16 protein-coding genes are annotated in these 16,456 nt (G+C 62.1%); 7 read left to right on the plus strand and 9 right to left on the minus strand.

Annotated elements, in window-relative coordinates:
- Positions 1–23: 23 nt before the first annotated feature.
- The 4 genes from ACOJB8_RS29335 to ACOJB8_RS29350 all read right to left on the minus strand — a co-directional run bounded on the left by ACOJB8_RS29335 (position 24) and on the right by ACOJB8_RS29350 (position 3,234).
- The gene (locus ACOJB8_RS29335; RefSeq protein ID WP_475015745.1) at positions 24–992 is read right to left on the minus strand and encodes a flavin reductase; all 969 of its coding nucleotides are present in this window, start codon (positions 990–992) and stop codon (positions 24–26) included.
- Positions 985–1,875: an alpha/beta fold hydrolase gene (locus tag ACOJB8_RS29340; protein ID WP_342946177.1), complete on the minus strand. Its 891-nt coding sequence runs from the start codon at positions 1,873–1,875 to the stop codon at positions 985–987. The genes ACOJB8_RS29335 and ACOJB8_RS29340 overlap by 8 nt, the downstream gene beginning before the upstream one ends.
- 247 nt (positions 1,876–2,122) lie before the next feature.
- Positions 2,123–2,809: a GntR family transcriptional regulator gene (locus ACOJB8_RS29345; RefSeq protein ID WP_069268001.1), complete on the minus strand. Its 687-nt coding sequence runs from the start codon at positions 2,807–2,809 to the stop codon at positions 2,123–2,125.
- A gap of 134 nt (positions 2,810–2,943) precedes the next feature.
- Positions 2,944–3,234, minus strand: a complete 291-nt coding sequence (locus ACOJB8_RS29350) for a DUF1330 domain-containing protein (protein WP_368684851.1) — start codon at positions 3,232–3,234, stop codon at positions 2,944–2,946.
- Between the two features lie 156 nt (positions 3,235–3,390).
- Here ACOJB8_RS29350 and ACOJB8_RS29355 point away from each other — a divergent pair, with 156 nt between their 5' ends.
- The 6 genes from ACOJB8_RS29355 to ACOJB8_RS29380 all read left to right on the plus strand — a co-directional run bounded on the left by ACOJB8_RS29355 (position 3,391) and on the right by ACOJB8_RS29380 (position 9,812).
- The gene (locus ACOJB8_RS29355; protein ID WP_069267999.1) at positions 3,391–3,993 is read left to right on the plus strand and encodes an amino acid synthesis family protein; all 603 of its coding nucleotides are present in this window, start codon (positions 3,391–3,393) and stop codon (positions 3,991–3,993) included.
- Positions 3,962–4,780 (plus strand): alpha/beta fold hydrolase, encoded by an 819-nt coding sequence (locus ACOJB8_RS29360; protein WP_475015747.1) that lies wholly within the window; start codon positions 3,962–3,964, stop codon positions 4,778–4,780. The genes ACOJB8_RS29355 and ACOJB8_RS29360 overlap by 32 nt, the downstream gene beginning before the upstream one ends.
- A gap of 1 nt (position 4,781) precedes the next feature.
- Positions 4,782–5,741: a flavin reductase gene (locus ACOJB8_RS29365; protein WP_069267997.1), complete on the plus strand. Its 960-nt coding sequence runs from the start codon at positions 4,782–4,784 to the stop codon at positions 5,739–5,741.
- A gap of 11 nt (positions 5,742–5,752) precedes the next feature.
- Positions 5,753–6,790: an LLM class flavin-dependent oxidoreductase gene (locus tag ACOJB8_RS29370; protein ID WP_475015749.1), complete on the plus strand. Its 1,038-nt coding sequence runs from the start codon at positions 5,753–5,755 to the stop codon at positions 6,788–6,790.
- Positions 6,791–6,802: 12 nt separating this feature from the next.
- Positions 6,803–8,272: an aldehyde dehydrogenase gene (locus ACOJB8_RS29375; RefSeq protein WP_342946181.1), complete on the plus strand. Its 1,470-nt coding sequence runs from the start codon at positions 6,803–6,805 to the stop codon at positions 8,270–8,272.
- A gap of 127 nt (positions 8,273–8,399) precedes the next feature.
- The gene (locus tag ACOJB8_RS29380) at positions 8,400–9,812 is read left to right on the plus strand and encodes a purine-cytosine permease family protein (RefSeq protein WP_368728676.1); all 1,413 of its coding nucleotides are present in this window, start codon (positions 8,400–8,402) and stop codon (positions 9,810–9,812) included.
- An 81-nt stretch (positions 9,813–9,893) separates the two neighbouring features.
- Here the strand turns inward: ACOJB8_RS29380 and ACOJB8_RS29385 are convergent, their stop codons facing one another.
- The 4 genes from ACOJB8_RS29385 to ACOJB8_RS29400 form a co-directional block, all read right to left on the minus strand.
- A complete protein-coding gene (locus ACOJB8_RS29385; RefSeq protein WP_069267993.1) occupies positions 9,894–10,835 on the minus strand; it encodes an ABC transporter substrate-binding protein in 942 nt (313 codons plus the stop codon).
- 95 nt (positions 10,836–10,930) lie between these two features.
- Positions 10,931–11,956 carry an ABC transporter permease gene (locus ACOJB8_RS29390; protein ID WP_069267992.1) on the minus strand — a complete coding sequence of 342 codons (1,026 nt, stop codon included), beginning with the start codon at positions 11,954–11,956 and terminating at the stop codon, positions 10,931–10,933.
- Between the two features lie 19 nt (positions 11,957–11,975).
- Complete coding sequence (locus ACOJB8_RS29395; protein WP_406954156.1) at positions 11,976–13,487, minus strand: sugar ABC transporter ATP-binding protein; 1,512 nt, start codon at positions 13,485–13,487, stop codon at positions 11,976–11,978.
- Between the two features lie 126 nt (positions 13,488–13,613).
- The gene (locus ACOJB8_RS29400) at positions 13,614–14,372 is read right to left on the minus strand and encodes a GntR family transcriptional regulator (protein ID WP_368619561.1); all 759 of its coding nucleotides are present in this window, start codon (positions 14,370–14,372) and stop codon (positions 13,614–13,616) included.
- Positions 14,373–14,457: 85 nt separating this feature from the next.
- On the opposite strand from ACOJB8_RS29400, the gene ACOJB8_RS29405 reads away from it, so the two are divergent.
- A complete protein-coding gene (locus ACOJB8_RS29405) occupies positions 14,458–15,756 on the plus strand; it encodes an L-fuconate dehydratase (protein WP_406954157.1) in 1,299 nt (432 codons plus the stop codon).
- Here ACOJB8_RS29405 and ACOJB8_RS29410 read toward each other — a convergent pair.
- On the minus strand, positions 15,753–16,436 hold the full coding sequence (locus tag ACOJB8_RS29410; RefSeq protein ID WP_475015751.1) for a C80 family cysteine peptidase: 684 nt from the start codon (positions 16,434–16,436) through the stop codon (positions 15,753–15,755). The two genes, ACOJB8_RS29405 and ACOJB8_RS29410, sit on opposite strands and share 4 nt — an antisense overlap.
- Between the last annotated feature and the right edge of the window lie 20 nt (positions 16,437–16,456).

A 16,456-nucleotide genomic window follows, 5' to 3' on the forward strand; every position in this document is an offset into this window, starting at 1 on the left:
TGGTTGTGTTCGGTGCCGTGCCGTCAATGCGCGAGGGCGAGCGGCTGCACGGTGCCGGCTTCGCTGTCGCCCACGTAGATGCCGAATGCGTCCTGCTTGCGTTCGCGCACATACCGTTCGAGCATCGAGCGCACGGCGTCGTCGCTCAATTCGTCCCAAGGAATCTGCGAGAGCGGCACGATGCGGATGCTGCTGTCGAGCCAGGGCGAGCCGTTGTGAATCACGCGGCCGCGGTAGTAGATATGCTCGCTCGGCCCTTTGCCGCTGCCGTCTTCGAACACGGCGAACAGAAAGTCGAGATGGGCGCGCAGGCCGAGCTTCGCGAGCACGCCGCGCAGGCTCGCCGCGTCGCTGGCCGGTTCGAGCTTGACGCCCGTCGGCAACGCCACGCCTTCGGGCGTGTCGATGAGCACGAGGCCGTCGCGATGCTCGAGAATCGCGCCCACTTTCGCGCGCACGCCGGCTGCAGCCAGCGCATCCTGCGAGAGACTGAAGTTCACGTACGCGCCGCGGCAGTAGCCAAGCGGCGTCGAACTTGTTTGCACGACGTCCACCACGCGGCCGATCAGGATGATGTGGTCGCCTGCGTCGACGACTTCATGCGTCGTGCAGTCGAAGCTCGCCGCCGCGCCGTCCATCACGGGCGCACCCGTTTTGCGCGCGCTCCAGGGCACTTGCGCGAACTTGTCGGCGGCCTTCGAGGCGAACACGCCCGAAACCTGCTGCTGGTCTTCGGCGAGCACGCTCACCGCGAAGCGGCCCGTTTGCGAGAACACCGCATAGCTCGACGCCGTCTTGGCGATGCACACCAGAATGAGCGGCGGGTCGAGCGACACCGAGGTGAACGAGTTGGCCGTGAAGCCGCGCGGCAATCCGTCGGGCTGGATCGTCGTGACGACGGTCACGCCCGTCACGAACGCGCCCAGCGCGCGGCGAAATTCGGCGATATCGAAAGCCGGTTGCGCGGGTTGGGCAGTCATCGGCTCAGCCATGGCGTTCTCCTGTGTTTGCTGCGGTATTGGCTGCCTGCGTCGCCGACGCAACGGCCAGGAACGCGAGCAGGCTTGCGTTGACGCGTTCCGGGTCGGTCACGTTCATCATGTGGCGCGCGTTCGCAATGACTTCCGCGCGGGCGCGCGGCGCGACGGACGCCATCGCGTGCGACATCTGCGCGCTCGAATTCGGATCGCACTCGCCGGTGAGAAAGAGCGCGGGTACCTCCAGATTCGCGAGACGGCCCACGTGCGCGGCGTCGGAAGATGCGAAAAGACGGTACGTGCGCGCGTAGCCCACGGGATCGACGGCGAGCAGCAGCGCACGCACCGCTTGCGCCGCCTGGGTCAGATGCCCCGGGATCGGGTGGCCGAACCAGCGCGAGAGCGTCGCGTCCACGCCGCTTGCGGCCGGCGCTTCGCCGAGACTCGCCGCGCGCGTCATCACCGCTTCGCGCTGCGCCGGCGTGCGGTCGTACACCGCGTTCAGCGCAACGACGCTCAACGTGCGCGGCGCATTGAGCAGCGCGAATTCGAGCGCGACGAGCGCGCCCATCGAATGCCCCACCACGTGCGCGCGCTCGACCTGGATGGCGTCGAGCAGCGACTCGAGCTGCGCGGCGTATTCGTCGAGCGTGGGCTGTGCGCTCGGCAGCGCGCTCTCGCCGTGACCCAGCATGTCGTAGGCGACGACGCGAAACGATTCGGACAACGCATCGATCTGCGGCGCCCACACGCTCTGATTCATGCCGACGCCATGGATCAGCACCACGGTTTCGCACGCGGCGCTCGATTGCGGCGCGTACACGCTGTAGCACGTGCCCGCGGTTCGACCGCGCTGCGCGCGCGAGACGCCATGTTCGGAGGCGAAAGCAGGCTTCATGGAATTCAGGCTCCATCCGGCAACTCGGGCGATACGGAAAATCGCCGGAGTTCGCGTTCGATGAGATTATGGTATGCCATCTTATGGCCCACAACAAACTATTGCGTATTATGGAATACCATGAGATCGCTCGCGGGCGCGCTGGCATGCTTTGGGCTGCGCCCGATCGACCTGAATTGAGCAGACAAAAGAAAAGGCCGCCAGCGTGTGCCGGCGGCCTTTTTAGGCTGGCGGGTCAGCTAGAGCGTCAGGCGTCGCTGAGACCTTCGTTCTGCTGGGCGAGCGCCGAGAGCGCTAGCTCGGAGACGCGCTTGATATGCGCGAACGACGCCGCGGAGGCCGCTTCGCCGTCGCGCCGCTCGATGGCGTCGAGCAGCAGGTTCATCTCTCGATTGGAGTCGCCGCCGCGCCCCGGCATCGCGATCGTCAACGCGCGCAAGCGGTTGATACGCGCGTTGAGCGTTTTGACGACCGTGAGCGACACCTGCTTGTTGGCGGCTTCGAACAGCGTTTCATAGAAGCGCTCGGTGTGCTCCACCACGCGCGGCAGGTCGCGCTTTTCGAACGCGTCCTCGATGATCGCGCGGATCGCGCGCAGCCGCTGCACGACTTCGGGCGTGGCGTTCTCGGCGCAGGCCCGGGCAGCATTGGCTTCGAGCAATCCGCGCAACTCGTAGATCTCGCCCACTTGCGTGGGATCGAGCCGCGCCACGATCGGCCCCTGCCGCGCGACGGTCTCGACGAGCCCCTCGGTCTCGAGATGCCTAAGCACCTCGCGCACCACCGTGCGGCTCACGCCAAGCTCGTCGCACAGCGTGCGTTCGACGAGCCGCGTGCCCGGCCGGAAATACCCCTGGACTATCGCGCCGCGCAGTTTGTCGAGCGTGAGCTCACGCAGGGTCTTGGCATTGCGATCGATTTTGAGGTCTTGCATAGGCGGCAACAGGAGAAGGACGAAAGCCCGCGCACAAGGATGCGGACATGGAATGCCATATTATGACGCAACTGACGCCCAGCTTTCCTTCTGCCTGCGCTTTGCCCCTTTTGCGCCCCGCCGCAACGGCCCGGTCAGTTCTCCAGCCCCTCGACGATCGAGATCTGCGCCACGCAATGGCCATCGCGCTTCGCCTTGGCCGCTTGATACTCCGGCGAGTGGTAGCAGTCGAGCGCCGTTTGCATGTCGGGGAACTGGATCACGACGTGCCGCGCGAACGACTCGCCTTCCAGCACCTGCGCCGCACCACCGCGCGCGAGGAATACGGCGCCGAACTTCTTGAACGCCAGCGGCGCGATGTCCGTGTAGTCCTTGTACTTCGCGGCGTCCAGCACGGTGACATGTGCAATCCAGTATGCAGTCATCTCTCCTCCTCGTTTTTCATCGTCGGATTCATCAAGAAAAAGCGGCAATCCCTTGGCAGACGGGGTTCACCGTGAGCTATCGGGTTAACACTCATGGAATGCCGTAACATGGTATACCAAAATGCTTCACACAATCAACGTACGAAGGAAGTTGCCATGAGCCTGATTCGCAAATCCATCCTCCATGTCGAGAACGTCTTCGTAGACGGCGACAAGGCCGCTGCGAAGCCGCTGAAAATGATCGGCGCGGTCGCGGTGATCAAGAACCCGTGGGCGGGCCGCGGGTACGTGGAAGACCTCTCGCCCGAGATTCGCGCAATCGCGCCGCAACTTAGCGAGCACCTCACGAAGCTCATCCTCGACGAAGCCGGTTCGGGCGAAGCGGTCGAAGCGTTCGGCAAGAGCGCCATCGTCGGTCTTGCGGGCGAACTGGAGCATGCGTCCGCGCTCATCCACACCCTGCACTTCGGCAATATCTATCGCTCGGCGGTGGGCGCGAAGTCGTATCTCGCGTTCAACAACACGCGTGGCCCGGCCAATGCGCCGCTGCTCATCCCGATGATGGACAAGAACGACGAAGGCCGCCGCTCGCACTATCTCACGCTCCAGTTCTCGATTGCCGATGCACCGGCCGCCGACGAACTCGTGGTCGCCATCGGCGCCGCAACGGGTGGCCGCCCGCATCACCGCATTGGCGATCGCTACAAAGACCTCGCAGAGCTCGGAAATGACGTCAAGAACCCTGCAGCTGTCAAATAAGCGCGTCGCGCACTATCTGGAGCAAGGCGCGGGCGAACCGCTCGTGCTGATTCACGGCGTGGGCATGCAGGCGAGCGCGTGGTATCCGCAGATCGAAGACCTCTCGGCCGAATTCCGCGTGATCTCGGTCGACATGCCGGGCCACGGTCGAAGCGATGCGCTCGAAGCGGGTGCCGGCTTGCCGCAGTTCGTTGAGTGGGCAACCAGTTTCGTCGAGGCGCTGCACGTGGGTCCCGTCAATCTGGCGGGGCACTCGATGGGTTCGTTGATCGCGGCTGGCGTCGCGGTCACGCGTCCCGATCTGGTCAAGCGTGTGGCAGTCCTGAACGGTGTGTACCGGCGTACCGAAGCGGCGCGCGAAGCCGTGCTGCAGCGCGCCGCCGAGTTGCGCTCGGGCACCATCGACGTGGATACGCCGCTGCGACGCTGGTTCAACGCGGACGAAGCTCAGCAAGTGGCGGCGCAAAAGGTCGAGTTGTGGCTGAAGTCGGTGAACCTTGCGGGTTACGCGACGGCCTACACGGCGTTCGCGGGCGGCGACGACGTGTACGCCGACGGCTGGCAAACGATTCGCTGCCCTGCTCTCGTCCTGACCGGCGCCGACGATCCGAACTCGACGCCGCAGATGGCGAGACAGATGGCGCAAGCCGCGCACAACGGCACGGCCGTGGTGATCGAAAACGAACGCCACATGGTGAACCTCACCGCGCCCGACGAAGTCAATCGCGCGCTGCGTGCCTGGTTGCAGACGGAGCCGCAGGCGGAAAACCACGAAGTGGAAGTGTGAAATGAGCCAAGACACGAGCCAGGTAGTTAACCCGCAAGCCGCGAAGATCAACACGCGCGAGCTGCGCGACGCGTTCGGCGCGTTCATGACGGGCGTGACGATCGTGACGACCGCGACGGACGACGGCAAGCCGCTCGGCTTCACCGCCAATTCGTTTTCGTCCGTTTCGCTCGACCCCGCGCTGCTGCTGGTGAGCATTGCGAAGACGTCGAGCAATTACCAGACGTTTTCCACTGCGGGCCACTTCGCCATCAACATCCTCGCGGAAGGACAAAAGGATTTGTCCAACACGTTCGCGCGGCCGAGCGACGACCGCTTCGCCAACGTGAACTGGCAATTGAGCGCCAACCGCAACCCGCTCATTGGCGACGTCAGTGCCTGGTTCGACTGCACGACGCACGCCGTGATCGACGCGGGCGACCACGCGCTGATCGTCGGCCGGGTCGAGGCGTTTCATTCCGCGGGGTTCGCTGGCCTCGGCTACTATCGCGGCGGTTATTTCACGCCGGCCAGGGTATCGGCGGAAGTCATCGCGGGTCCGAAAGTCATCGTGAGCGCGATCATCGCGCGCGAGGACAAGGTGCTGCTCGTGAAAAACGCAGACGGCAAATGGGGCCTGCCTTCGAAAGAGATCGGCAAGGAAGGCGCCGACAAGGCGCTCGCCGAGATCTTCACGAAGTACCAGCCCGATGCATCGGCAAGCTTCATCTATTCGGTCTACAACAATACCGAAACCCATTACCAGTACATCTCGTTCCTGTGCAGCGCGCCGGATGAACTCGCCGCAGCGGGCGACGCCTCGGCACAATTCGTTAGTTTGGAAGACGTGCAAACGCAAGCGTTCCAGGACAGCGCACTTGCCAGCATGCTCCAGCGCTACCGCAAGGAAAGCGAACTGAAGAGCTACGGGATGTACTTCGGCGACCATAGCAACGGCACAGTCCGCCCGCTTCATTCCTGAAAGGTTCCATCATGCGATTCTCACTTTTCGTTCACATGGAGCGCGTCTCCGATCAGACCAGTCAGAAGCAGTTGTATGACGAAATGATCGAGCTGTGCCAGATCGCCGATCGCGGCGGCATGCATGCGATCTGGACCGGCGAGCACCATGCCATGGACTTCACGATCGCGCCCAATCCGTTCCTCAACATCGCGGACCTCGCCAACAAGACGAAGAACGTGAGGCTCGGCACGGGCACGGTCATTGCGCCCTTCTGGCACCCGATCAAGCTCGCCGGCGAAGCCGCGATGACCGACATCATCTCGAACGGCCGTCTGGATCTGGGCATTGCACGAGGCGCATACTCGTTCGAGTACGAACGCCTGATGCCGGGGCTCGACGCGTGGGGCGCGGGCCAGCGCATGCGCGAACTCATTCCGGCCGTGAAGAAGCTGTGGGAAGGTGATTACGCGCACGAAGGCGAGTTCTGGAAATTCCCCTCGACGACGTCGTCGCCGTTGCCGCTGCAGCGCCCACATCCGCCGATCTGGGTAGCCGCGCGCGATCCGAACAGCCACGAATTTGCCGTGTCCAAAGGTTGCAACGTGCAAGTCACGCCGCTGCATTTCGGCGACGAAGAAGTCGAGAAGCTCGTCGGCCACTTCAACGCCGCGTGCGAGAAGTTCAGCAACGTGCCGCGCCCGCAGATCATGCTGCTGCGCCACACGTACGTGGCGAGCAGCGAGGACGACGCGCAGATCGCCGCCGACGAAGTGAACACGTTCTACAACTACTTCGGCGCGTGGTTCAAGAATGAGCGCCCTGTGAGCCGCGGCATGATCAAGCCCCTCACGAAGGAAGAGATCGCCGCTCACCCGTTCTATACGCCCGAGGCGATGCGCAAGAACAACGTCATCGGCACGCCCGAGGAAGTGATCGGGCGTCTGCGGGCCTACGAGAAACTCGGCTTCGACGAGTACTCGTTCTGGATCGATACGGGCATGAGCTTCGAGCGCAAGAAGGCGTCACTCGAGCGCATGATCAACGACGTCATGCCTGCATTCAGGTAAGGGGCGGATTCCATGGACTTTCATTTTCAGCTGTATATCGACGGCCAGTTCGAACCGGGCGCCGCGACGTTCGACAGCGTGAACCCGGCCACGGGCAACGTGTGGGCGCAAATGCCCGAAGCGCGCACGGAGCAGGTCAACCGCGCCGTCGAAGCGGCCAACCGCGCGTTGACCGATTCCGCGTGGGCCGGCCTCACGGCCTCGGCGCGCGGCAAGCTGTTGCACAAGCTGGCCGGGCTCGTCGAAAAGGCTGCGCCGCGGCTCGCTGAAATTGAAACGAACGACACCGGCAAGATCATTCGCGAAACGTCGAGCCAGATCGCTTACGTGGCCGAATACTACCGCTACTACGCGGGAATCGCCGACAAGATCGAAGGCAGCCACATTCCCGTCGACAAGCCGGACATGCAGGTCTGGCTCGAACGGCAGCCCGTCGGCGTGGTCGCCGCCATCGTTCCATGGAACAGCCAGTTGTTTCTTTCCGCCGTGAAGGTCGGGCCGGCGCTCGCCGCCGGTTGCACGGTCGTTCTGAAGGCTTCCGAGGAAGCGCCCGGCCCGTTGCTCGAATTCGCGCGGCTCGTGCACGAGGCAGGATTTCCGCCGGGCGTCGTCAACGTGATCACCGGCTTCGGGCCGGAATGCGGCGCGGTGCTCAGCAGCCATCCCAGGGTGGACAAGGTGGCCTTCACGGGCGGCCCCGAAACCGCGCGGCATATCGTCAGGAACACCTCGAACAATCTTGCCAAGGTCTCGCTCGAACTGGGCGGCAAGTCGCCATTCATCGTGTTCGCCGATACCGATATCCAGAGCGCGGTGAATGCGCAAGTCGCGGCGATTTTTGCGGCAAGCGGCCAAAGCTGCGTGGCGGGCTCGCGTCTTTTGATCGAGGCATCCGTCAAGGACGAATTCCTCGCGTTGCTTGTCGAACGCGTCTCGCGCATTCGCGTGGGTTCGCCCAACGAGATGACGACGGAATACGGGCCGCTCTGCACCGAAAGGCAACTGCGCAACATCGAGAAGATCGTCGCGAGTTCCGTGAGCCAGGGGGCAAAGGTGCTCGCGGGCGGCAAGGCGCTGGGGCGCGACGGCTACTACTACGCGCCGACAATTCTGGACTGCTCGGGCGTGAGCAACGCGGACAGCATCACGACGGAGTTGTTCGGCCCCGTGCTTTCGGTGGATACGTTCGCTTCCGAACAGGAAGCCATCGAGAAGGCGAACAGCACCGCCTACGGACTCGCGGCGGGCATCTTCACCACCAACCTCACGCGGGCACATCGCGTTTCGCGGCGCGTGCGCTCGGGGATCGTCTGGATCAACACCTATCGGGCGGTGTCGCCGCTCGTGCCGTTCGGCGGCTTCGGGTTGTCCGGGCACGGCCGCGAGGGCGGCATGGCTGCCGCGCTCGAATACACGACGACGAAGTCCGTGTGGCTGCGCACCTCGGACGAACCGATCAGCGATCCGTTCGTGATGCGCTGATCCGTTCCCCGCTGCACCGCTTCAAAGCCGGTCCAAAGCCGTTCCAAAGCCGCTTCAAAGCCGTTCAAGGCCATGCCGCGCCACCTTCGTGGCGTGGCTCGGCCTGTGCAATAAAGATGGAGACACTATGAAAAACCCGGCGAACGACAACAGCGTTCTGACCATTGAAAGCAACTCGATCGAGTATGTCGCTCCCGAGCATCGGCATGGCAAGCCAGTCGATTTGTTCACGTTGTGGTTCTGCACGAATGTCGCGCCACTTGCGGTGATATCCGGTGCGACTTCGGTCCTGGTCTTTCACCTCGACGTGATGAGCGCGATTCTCGCCATCGTCGCCGGGCAATTCTTTGGCGCCATTTTTCACGCCCTCACCTCTGCGCAAGGCCCGCTCGTCGGCGTGCCGCAGATGATTCAAAGCCGCGCGCAATTCGGCCGCTATGGCTCGCTGCTCGTGGTCAGCTTCACCACGCTGATCTATCTCGGCTTCTTCGTCTCGAACATCATCCTCGCGGGCAAGACGCTTCACACCGCCGCGCCCGCGGTGCCCGTGCCGGTAGGCACCGTGCTCGGCGCGATTCTCGCGACGCTCGTCGGCGTGATCGGCTATCACTTCATTCACCGCTTCAACAAGATTGGCGCGTGGTTCATGGGCGGCGCGCTCCTGATCGGCATGATCATGATGGCCCCCGGTCTTGACGCGCAAATCCTGCAGCAGGGTCATTTCGACGTGTCGAACTGGTTCGCGATGTTCGGGCTGTGCGCCGTCTGGCAAATCAGCTTCGCGCCCTACACGTCCGACTATTCGCGCTACCTGCCGACCTCGGCGGGCTTTGCGAAGACCTTTGCGTTCACGTATTTCGGCACCTCGCTCGGCACCATCTTCGCGTTTCTCTTTGGCGTGCTCGCAGTCAGCACCGGTCATTCCATCGACGCCATGCAAGCCATCCGCACGCAAACGGGCATGTTCGGCTATGTGCTGATCTTCCTCTTCCTGGTCAACATCATTGGCCACAACGGCATGAATCTGTATGGCGGGGTGCTGTCGTTCATTACCGCCGCACAGACCTTCCGCCCCGACTGGGTGCCTGGCCGCGCGGTGCGCATCGTCTTTTCGAGCGCGCTGCTGGTCGCCTCTACCGTCACGGCGTTGTGGGCCTCGAGCAATTTCATCGCGATCTTCCTGACGGCGATCTTTGCCATGCGCATCGTCCTCGCGCCGTGGGTCGCGATCAATCTGGTCGACTTTTATCTGATCAACCACCGGCGCTATCGCGTCGCGGAAATCGTAAGCAGCCACGGCGGCGTGTATGGCTCCTTCAACTTCAAGGCCATCGCGATTTATCTCTTCGGCATTGCGGTGCAGGTGCCGTTCATGGCGGAGAGCTTTTTCCACGGCCCGCTGGCGTCGATCGTCGGCGGCGCCGATGTCTCGTGGATGGTTGGCCTCGTCGCGACAGCGCTGACCTACTACGTGTTCGCTTCGAAAGACGGTTCGCGTACTCCCCGGCGCTCGCCGGTTGGGGCGGCGGTTTCCGAGTGAAGTGCGCCGCAGACGCGTAAAACGAAAAGGAAGAGCCTCGGCTCTTCCTTTTTCCCTGCACATGGCTCACACCGATATCAATCAGTTGTAAAGCACCGCCGCGATCTTCGGGTCGTTCATATTGGTCTTGTCGTACCAGTAAAAGCCCGTGTCGATTTTCTTGGGCAGTGTTTCGCCCTTCAACGCCTTCGCCGCGGAATCGACGACGCACTTGCCGATACCGACCGGGTTCTGCGTAATCGCGCCCGCCATCAGGCCGGACATGATGGCCTCCTTCTGCTCCTTGCCCGAGTCGAAGCCAATCAGCACCAGCTTCTTGCCCGACTCCTTCACGCCGATCGCCGCGCCTTCCGCCGAGCCTTCATTGGCGCCGAAAATGCCCTTGAGGTTCGGGTTCGCCTGAATCATGGCCTTGGCGATTTCCGCCGACTTCAGGTGGTCGCCCGCGCCGTACTGCACGGAAACGATCTTGATGCCCGTGTGCTTCGTCTTTATCTCGTTGACGAAGCCGTCGCGGCGGTCGATACCCGTGCGGCTCGTCTGGTCATGCACGATCACGCCGACTTCGCCGGAATTGCCGATCATCTCCGCCATCTTGTCGGCGGCGAGCGCGGCGGCGGCGAGGTTGTCCGTGGCGCAGGTCGTGAGCGGAATATCGCTGTCGACGCCCGAGTCGAACGCGATCACAGGGATCTTGCTGGACTGCGCGCGTTTGAGCAGCGGAACGGCGGCCTTGCTGTCGAGCGCGGCGATGCCGAGCGCCTGCGGTTTCTTGGCGAGCGCGGCCGAAAGCATGTCGATCTGCTTGTCGACCATGGCCTCGGTTTCAGGGCCTTCGAACGTGATCCTGACGTTGTTCGCCGTCGCCGACTGTTCCGCGCCGGATTTCACGGCCTGCCAGAACTGATGCTGAAAGCCCTTCGAAATGATCGGAATGTAGGGTTCCTCAGCATAGGCCAAGCTGGACGTGCCCACGAGCGCGCCCACTCCGATTACGGCACTGATCAGTTTTCTTTTCAACATGACATTTCTCCTCCTAAGGTGGGCCATAGACCTCCAGCCGTTGAGGGAGCCTTGTTTTACTCCCCGTTCTCTCCGTGCTTCTTCCGTCTCCTCTTCTAAGTCTTCTTGCGGCGCAGGATATCCGCGTAAACCGCGAGGATGATGATGAGACCCGTCACCACGATCTGCCATTCCTGTGCGACCGACATGATGCGCAAGCCATTGGTCAGCACACTCATGATGAACGCGCCGATGATGGTGCCGAGTATCGTGCCCGAGCCGCCGCTCAGCGACGTGCCGCCGATCACCACGGCCGCAATGGCTTCCAGCTCGTAGCCCTGGCCAAGTGCCGGTTGCGCCGAGTTCAGGCGCGAAGCGATCAAGAGTCCCGCAATGCCGCAAATCGCGCCGCCAAGGCCATAAATGGCGATCTTCCAGCGATCGACATTCACGCCTGAAAGGCGCACGGCCTCTTCGTTGCTGCCGAGCGCGAACGTATAGCGTCCGAGCGCCGTTCGGTTCAGCGTAATCGAGCTCACAATGGCTAGCACGAACAGAATCAACACGGCGTTCGGTACGGGCACGCTGGGCAGAAAATAGCCGATCAGCGAGTCCTGCGAAATCATGTAGAAGTTTTCGGTGTCGGTGAAATAGATCGGCTTGTCGGACGAGACGACGAGCGAGAGCCCCTTGAGCAGCAGCATCATGCCCAGCGTGGCGATGAACGGCGGGATCTTCATCTTCGCCGTGAGCGTGCCGGAAATGGTGCCGCACACCGCCCCCGTGCCGATTGCCGCCAGTACGCCGATCCACATCGGCAAATGCCAGTAGGTCAGGAAAACGCCGCAAATCACCGCGGTAAAGGTCATCAGCGTGCCAACCGACAAATCGATGCCGCCCGTGATGATGACGAACGTGCTGGCAATGGCGAGCACGCCGTTCACGGCGGTGGCCTGCAGAATGCCGAGGATGTTGTCCATCTGCATGAAGGCAGGCGAAGCGAAGCTGAAAAAGATCAGCAGCAGGATCAGGCTCGCGAACGCGAGCATTTTCTGCAGCGCAGTGGGCGAGAAAATGCGCGCCTTGATGCCGGACGACCGTTTCTGGTCGGTCAGCGCCGCAGTATCCGATTGCATAGTCATGGATTCGACCTCTTGAGGCTCATGCCGCTTGCAGGGTTTCGCGCTGGGTCGCGAGATGCATGATGCGCTCCTGGGTCGCCTCGCTGGCGGAGAGTTCGCCAGTGATACGGCCTTCGCACATCACTACGATCCGGTCGCTCATGCGCAGGATTTCCGGAAGTTCCGACGAGATCATCACGATCGCCTTGCCTTGTTCGGCGAGCGCCCGCAACAGCTTGTAGATCTCGCTTTTCGCGCCGACATCGATGCCGCGCGTGGGCTCGTCGAAGAAAAGCACGTCGCAGTCGCGCTCCAGCCACTTCGCAATGACGATCTTCTGCTGGTTGCCGCCCGACAGCAGACGCACCGGCTGCGTGGCGGAAGGCGTGCGGATGGCGAGCAGGCTGATGAAATGCGCCGCCGTCTTGCGGATTTGCATGCGACGCAGAAACACGTTCAGCGAGAGGAACTTGCCGAGATTGGACATCACGATGTTCGATTCGACGTCCATGCCGGTCGCGAGACCAAAGCGCTTGCGGTCCTCGGAGAGATACCCGATGCTGTGCGCGACCGCATCGCTCGGCGTTTTGATCGATACCCTCGCGCCTTTCACGAAGATGTCGCCGGATTCGACCGGGTCCGCGCCGAACACGGCGCGCGCGACCTCAGTGCGGCCCGCGCCCATGAGTCCCGCAAAGCCCAGTATTTCGCCTTTGCGCAACGTGAAGCTCACATCCCGCACGAGCGGGCCCGCGTTCAGATGCTTCACGTCGAGCGCGACTTCGCCCTGGTGCGCCGGCCCCTGGTACGGTGCAACATCGGCGAGTGTTCTGCCGACCATCATGCCGATGATGGCCTGCACGCTCGTATCGGCGGCGGCGACGGTGGCGACGTACTCGCCATCGCGCAGCACGGTGACGCGATCGGCGATCTGCTTGAGCTCGTCCATCTTGTGCGAGATGTAGACAATGCCCACGCCCCGCTCTTTCAACTGGCGAATGATGCGGAAAAGCTCGGCGATTTCCGCGTCGTTGAGCGCGGAAGTCGGCTCGTCCATGATGAGCACGCGCGAATCGAACGACAGCGCCTTGGCGATTTCGACCATCTGCTGGCTTGCCACCGTGAGCGAGCCGACCACGGTGCGCGGATCGAGGTGCACGTGCATGCGGGCGAGAATCTCGCGCGCCTGCGCATTGAGCTTATCTTCGTCGAGAAAGAGCCCGAGGCGCCCGCGCGGTTCGCGGCCGATGAACATGTTCTGCGCGACGGTCAAATGATTCATCAGCTGGAGTTCCTGATGAATGATGCCGACGCCCACGGCCTGGGCCTCGCCCGGACTCGCGAACGCTATGGGCTGGCCATCGTAGAGAATGTCGCCCGAGTCGCGCGTATACACGCCCGCGAGAATCTTCATCAGGGTCGACTTGCCCGCGCCGTTCTCGCCCATCAGCGCGTGCACTTCGCCCGCCATGAGATCGAATTGCACTTCGTGAAGCGCTCTCACGCCGGGAAAACTCTTGCTCAGCTTGTTGACGGAGATGAGCGGCGTCATGGCGCTGATCCGCGAAGAAAAGCCAGACACATTACCGGGGCCTCTTGATTGCGTGCGCGGCGTGGCTTGCAGCGCTGCACAAAGGGGGTTGAAGGATGGGCATTGCTCGACGTACGACCAAAGCGCTCAAGGTGCAAAGAGATCTGGCCGTTCTTTCGCGGACCGGCGCAATTCCTCGATGACCTGATCGAGATGGTCGTGCATTGCTTTGGCCGCTGCGTCGGCACGGCCGGCGCGAATGGCTTCGAAAATCCGTTCGTGCTCCTCGAGCGTGTGCACGAGACGCTCGGGACTCGCCAGCAGTTGCCTCGCGCGGTCCAGCGCGTTGCGCGACACCGCGACGATCTCTTTCACGCGCGGCAGGTTCACCGCGTCTAACAGGATTTCATGAAACGCCAGATCGAGCTCATGAAACTCGAGACGCTGGCCATTACCGGCAATCTTGCGCTGCTCATCGAGATTGGCTGCCAGTGCGTCGATCGTGGCACGGTCCTTCATGCGCGCGACTCCGCGCACCGTTTCGACTTCGAGCGCGCTGCGAATGAACAGATGCTGGCGAATATCGTCGAGCGCGATCGGTTTGACGCGCGTGCCGCGCTGCGGCAAAACCTCGACGAGACCCGCATGCGCGAGCTTCGCCAGCGCGGCGGAAACCGGAAAGCGCGACACGCCCATGCGTTCGCAGACCGCCGTCTTGTCGATCATCATCCCGGGTTCCAGCGCGAGCGTCACAATCGCTTCTCTCAGTGCGTGCTCGACTGCATCGGTCAGGCTGCCGCGCTCGCCGCCTCTAATCTTTTGCAGTGCGACATAAGGATCGCCAACACTCGCCATTTCGGATGAAGAGTTCACGGCACGCTTGATTTTAAGAAGACATGCTAGCATGCTAGGTAGCAGATTCAGCGTTGTCAACGCGTGCAAACGTCTGGTTTTCCCCTACCGAAAGCCGTCCCTTCACCGGGGAGTTCGAATGACTACGATCAGCAAGCTATCCGTTCGCGACATCCGCTTTCCCACTTCGCGTTCGCTCGACGGTTCCGACGCCATGAATGCCGCGCCGGACTACTCCGCCACTTACGTCACGCTCGAAACCGATTCTCCAGACAGATTCACAGGGCACGGGCTCACGTTCACGATCGGGCGCGGTAATGAAATCTGCGTGACGGCGGTCAACGCGCTGGCGCCGCTCATCGTCGGCAAGCGGCTCGAAGACATTACGGCGAACATGGGCGCATTCTGGCGCGCATTTACTTCGGATAGCCAACTACGTTGGATCGGCCCTGACAAGGGCGCGATTCATCTGGCAACGGCGGCAGTCGTCAATGCGGTATGGGACCTGTGGGCCAAATCGGTTGGCAAGCCCGTATGGAAACTGCTCGCGGACATGAGTCCGGAGGAACTCGTACGCTGCCTGGATTTTCGCTACGTGACCGATGCGATTACGCCTTACGAAGCGTTGGCCATTCTGCATCGCCACGCGAAGACCAAGGGCGCGCGCGAAGTGGAAATGCTCGCGCAGGGCTACCCCGCCTATACGACTTCGGCCGGCTGGCTGGGCTACGACGACGACAAGATCCGGCGCCTCGCACGGGAAGGCGTCGCGCTTGGCTGGACGCATTTCAAGCAGAAAGTGGGCGGCAATCTCGACGAAGACGTGCGGCGCGCGCGCATTCTGCGCGAGGAGATCGGCGAAAATCTGAAGCTGATGATGGACGCCAACCAGGTGTGGGACGTGGACGAAGCGGTGGCGAACATGCGGCGGCTCGCGGAATTCGATCCGTGGTGGATCGAGGAGCCGACGAGCCCCGACGATATTCTCGGCCATGCGGAGATTCGCCGGCGTTTGGGGTCGATTGGGGTTGCCACGGGTGAACACTGTCACAATCGCGTGATGTTCAAGCAGCTGTTGCAGGCGCAGGCGATCGATTTTTGTCAGGTGGATGCTTGTCGGTTAGGTGGACTTAACGAAGTCATCGTCGTTTTGCTGATGGCGGCGAAGTTCGGTGTGCCTGTTTGCCCGCATGCGGGCGGCGTTGGGCTGTGTGAGTATGTGCAGCATATTTCACTGTTCGATTACTTGTGTGTTTCGGGTTCGCTGGAGAAGCGCGTGCTCGAGTATGTCGATCATTTGCATGAGCATTTTGTTGATCCTGTTGTGATTCGGAATGGGCGTTATATTCCGCCTCAGAAGCCTGGGTATAGCATCGAAATGAAGCTGGACTCACTCGAGAAGCACACCTTCCCTGAGGGCGAGGCCTGGCGGCCCTAGCCTATGTCCATCATGTCCTCATCGATATCCATATAGTCCGCGTCTTCGTCGATATCCATTTCCGTGCGTGCAAATCCGAAGCGCTGCGCGCGTTGCTCGTCCCAATAGAAGACGACCTTGGAAAAGAGCTGATTGTGGTGCCGCTGGTTTGTGACCGGATTCTTCGTGAGTTTCCTTCCGATGCGCGCCCCCTGATTGATCACCGCATTGTTCATCGTGCGTCCGCTCGCGCTCACGTAGATTCCGTGTGTTTGACCGAGAATCCGGTGCAGGTCGCCAACGTAGCTGTTTCCGGAGGCAACGTACGGAATCTGGTCCTTCGCCTGATCCTTTCCCAATGCCAGCCTGCAAGCCGTGACCGAAACGATGGCCGGCAAGTTGCCGGCCAGCCCGCAGTGCGAAAGGTACTGGGCTAACAGCGCAGCGTCCACCCCGCCCAGCGTTTGCCTCGAAACGGATCCGTGACCGCGTATATAGAGGCGCCACGGCTGCATCAGGTTAGCCGCCGCCTGGGACACCGCCTGCGGGCTATCCGTGTTTGCCGTAAAGACGTAAGTCGGCACCCCTTGGCTAACGCCCTTGGCCACGATCGATTGGGTTCCGTTCAGAATGGTGCCGTCGTTGTTACCAGACAGGACATTGATGATGATCTGCGCAGCATATTTGGACATTTCGGTCATCTCCAATCATGAATCGGGTA

This window comes from Paraburkholderia sp. BR10141, from assembly GCF_056155635.1.

What these genes read in the sequence shown, in the direction of transcription:
- ACOJB8_RS29350 (WP_368684851.1), bottom strand. Translation starts at nt 3,234, where the DNA reads ATGACTGCATACTGGATTGCACATGTCACCGTGCTGGACGCCGCGAAG.
- ACOJB8_RS29370 (WP_475015749.1), top strand. Translation starts at nt 5,753, where the DNA reads ATGCGATTCTCACTTTTCGTTCACATGGAGCGCGTCTCCGATCAGACC.
- ACOJB8_RS29410 (WP_475015751.1), bottom strand. Translation starts at nt 16,436, where the DNA reads ATGACCGAAATGTCCAAATATGCTGCGCAGATCATCATCAATGTCCTG.
- ACOJB8_RS29390 (WP_069267992.1), bottom strand. Translation starts at nt 11,956, where the DNA reads ATGACTATGCAATCGGATACTGCGGCGCTGACCGACCAGAAACGGTCG.
- ACOJB8_RS29335 (WP_475015745.1), bottom strand. Translation starts at nt 992, where the DNA reads ATGGCTGAGCCGATGACTGCCCAACCCGCGCAACCGGCTTTCGATATC.
- ACOJB8_RS29400 (WP_368619561.1), bottom strand. Translation starts at nt 14,372, where the DNA reads ATGCTAGCATGTCTTCTTAAAATCAAGCGTGCCGTGAACTCTTCATCC.
- ACOJB8_RS29345 (WP_069268001.1), bottom strand. Translation starts at nt 2,809, where the DNA reads ATGCAAGACCTCAAAATCGATCGCAATGCCAAGACCCTGCGTGAGCTC.
- ACOJB8_RS29395 (WP_406954156.1), bottom strand. Translation starts at nt 13,487, where the DNA reads ATGACGCCGCTCATCTCCGTCAACAAGCTGAGCAAGAGTTTTCCCGGC.
- ACOJB8_RS29380 (WP_368728676.1), top strand. Translation starts at nt 8,400, where the DNA reads ATGAAAAACCCGGCGAACGACAACAGCGTTCTGACCATTGAAAGCAAC.
- ACOJB8_RS29355 (WP_069267999.1), top strand. Translation starts at nt 3,391, where the DNA reads ATGAGCCTGATTCGCAAATCCATCCTCCATGTCGAGAACGTCTTCGTA.
- ACOJB8_RS29405 (WP_406954157.1), top strand. Translation starts at nt 14,458, where the DNA reads ATGACTACGATCAGCAAGCTATCCGTTCGCGACATCCGCTTTCCCACT.
- ACOJB8_RS29385 (WP_069267993.1), bottom strand. Translation starts at nt 10,835, where the DNA reads ATGTTGAAAAGAAAACTGATCAGTGCCGTAATCGGAGTGGGCGCGCTC.
- ACOJB8_RS29360 (WP_475015747.1), top strand. Translation starts at nt 3,962, where the DNA reads ATGACGTCAAGAACCCTGCAGCTGTCAAATAAGCGCGTCGCGCACTAT.
- ACOJB8_RS29340 (WP_342946177.1), bottom strand. Translation starts at nt 1,875, where the DNA reads ATGAAGCCTGCTTTCGCCTCCGAACATGGCGTCTCGCGCGCGCAGCGC.
- ACOJB8_RS29375 (WP_342946181.1), top strand. Translation starts at nt 6,803, where the DNA reads ATGGACTTTCATTTTCAGCTGTATATCGACGGCCAGTTCGAACCGGGC.
- ACOJB8_RS29365 (WP_069267997.1), top strand. Translation starts at nt 4,782, where the DNA reads ATGAGCCAAGACACGAGCCAGGTAGTTAACCCGCAAGCCGCGAAGATC.